Raw genomic sequence first — 2,283 nt, 5'->3', positions numbered from 1 at the left:
CTTGGTGAACCATGTCGTCAGGGACGCCGGGTGAGCGGCGCACCCGCCGACCCGGTGGATGGGGCGCCCGACGGTCCGCTGCGCTGGATGCGGCTCGGCACCGCCCGGTTCCTCGACGCCTGCGCGGCACTCGACGAAGCCGCGTTCGACGCCGACACTCCTCTGCCCGGCTGGACCCGGCGGCACCTGGCCGCGCACGTGGCGGGCAACGCGGACGCCTTGGGCAACCTGGTGAGGTGGGCCGCCACCGGTGAGCCGACCCCCATGTACGCGTCCCCGGACGAGCGTCGGACCGGCATCGAACGCGGCACGACGATGACCGACGCCGAACTGATGAACCGGCTGAACCGATCCGCCACCGCCCTGGCGGCCGGCCTCGACGCGCTCGCCCCCGACCGGTGGGCACACGAAGTGGTCACCGCCCAGGGCCGCGTCCTGCCTGCCGGGGAGATCCCCTGGCTCCGGGCTCGCGAAGTATGCGTACACACCGTCGACTTGGCAGTGGGGATCGGATTCGCCGCATTCCCGGAGGACTTCCTGAGGCGGCTGACCACCGAAGCCGCCGCCAAGCACGGCGCCGGATCCGGCCCGGCCGTCGATCTCACGGCCACCGACATCGACCACACGTGGCGACTGGCCGGCCACGGTGAACCGGTCGTGATCCGCGCCCCGTTGGCCGACATCACCGCATACCTGACCGGTCGCGTCGCGGTTCTCCCCACCGAGTCCGGCATACCCGCGCCCGAACTCGGCGCATGGCTGTAAGGACACACGCAATGACCGAAGACACGACGCCTCGCGACACGGCGTCCGGCTACACGACGCCCCCCGACACCACGGACGTGCTCGTCGTCGGCGGCGGAATCGGCGGCCTCGGCGCGGCGTTCGCCCTCGCCATCGAGGGGCTGCGGGTGCGAGTGCTGGAACAGGCACCGGAGTTCGGCGAGGTCGGTGCCGGCCTCCAACTCGCTCCCAACTGCACCCGCATCCTGCACGAGTACGGCCTGCTGGACGAGGCCAAGAGGCTCGGCGTCGTGCCGGACTCCATGGTGATGTTCGACGCCGTCGATGGCACCGAGCTCACCCGCCTCGATCTGCGCAACCTGGAACGACGCTACGGCTTCCCGTACATCGTGATCCACCGCAGCGACCTGCACACCCTGCTGTTGAACGCCTGCCGACGTGCCGGCGTCGACCTGGCCACCGACAGCCGGGTCACCGAGTACCACCGCGACGGCCCGCGACCGTCGGTCCTTCTGGCCGACGGTCGCACCGAGCACGCCGACGTGGTGATCGCGGCGGACGGCCTGCACTCGGTCGCCCGCGACCGGTTCGTCGGTGACGCGCCGGTCAGTTCGTCCTACGTGGCGTACCGCGGCGCGGTTCCCATCGACAACGTCCGCGACCACCATGTGCACGAGAACGCCGTCGTCGTACACGTCGGCCCGCGCTGCCACTTCGTGCAGTACGCCCTCCGCAGCGGCGAGATGTTCAACCAGGTGGCCGTGTTCGAGTCACCGAAAGCCCTTGCCGGCAAAGCCGATTGGGGCACACCGGACGAACTCGACGAGGCCTTCGCGGATACCACCGACCAGGTCCGCGCGGGCATTCCCCTGATGTGGCGCGACCGGTGGTGGCGCATGTTCGACCGCGAACCGATCGACACCTGGGTGTACGACCGGGTCGTCCTGCTCGGCGACGCGGCCCATCCACCCCTGCAATACCTGGCCCAGGGCGCGATCATGGCGCTCGAAGACGGCTGGGTGCTGGCCCGGCACGCCGCCCGGAACCGCGCGGCCGACAAAACCGTGGACTGGACCGCCACCCTCGCCGCCTACCAGGCTGTCCGCCCCGAGCACTGCCGCCGCGTACAGCGCACCGCCCGGGCCTGGGGCGAACTCTGGCACCTCGACGGGCTCGCCCGCGCACAACGCAACGCGATCCTGCGAGAACGCGACACCCACGACTACACGTTCGTCGACTGGCTGTACGGCCCGACGGCACTGGAACCGGACGAGGAACCCCCCGCGTTCGTACCGATCCCGCTCGGGACTCCCCCGTCCACGATCGCGCGAGGGTGAGCGACGCGCCCCGTCGGGGACGTTGGGAACACCTCGCGTACGAAGACCCGTTGCCCACGACGCGGGAGATCACGGACGGGGTGGGCACCGGATCCCGGGATAACCGCGGTGGCCCGTCGTCCCCCCGGCCCTGGGACGCCCCGGGGACCTCGACCGCCACAAACAACCCATGTTCCAACCGCCGCAGTCCCCCACGGCCCAC

Annotated in this window: 2 protein-coding genes; both read left to right on the top strand. The window is 70.9% G+C overall.

Annotation, left to right across the window (positions count from 1 at the left end; all coding sequences use genetic code 11):
• Nucleotides 1-87 precede the first annotated feature (87 nt).
• Nucleotides 88-765 (top strand): maleylpyruvate isomerase family mycothiol-dependent enzyme, encoded by a 678-nt coding sequence (locus ACFXMF_RS47535; RefSeq protein ID WP_380021324.1) that lies wholly within the window; start codon nucleotides 88-90, stop codon nucleotides 763-765.
• A gap of 77 nt (nucleotides 766-842) precedes the next feature.
• Nucleotides 843-2,081 (top strand): FAD-dependent monooxygenase, encoded by a 1,239-nt coding sequence (locus ACFXMF_RS47530; protein ID WP_379992751.1) that lies wholly within the window; start codon nucleotides 843-845, stop codon nucleotides 2,079-2,081.
• The last annotated feature ends 202 nt before the right edge of the window (nucleotides 2,082-2,283 follow it).

Origin of the sequence: Embleya sp. NPDC059213 (genome assembly GCF_042754445.1) — a bacterium.
Classification (GTDB): domain Bacteria; phylum Actinomycetota; class Actinomycetes; order Streptomycetales; family Streptomycetaceae; genus Embleya.
The sequence above is the reverse complement of the archived record's forward strand: the minus strand, read 5'-3'. Positions and strand labels throughout refer to the sequence as shown.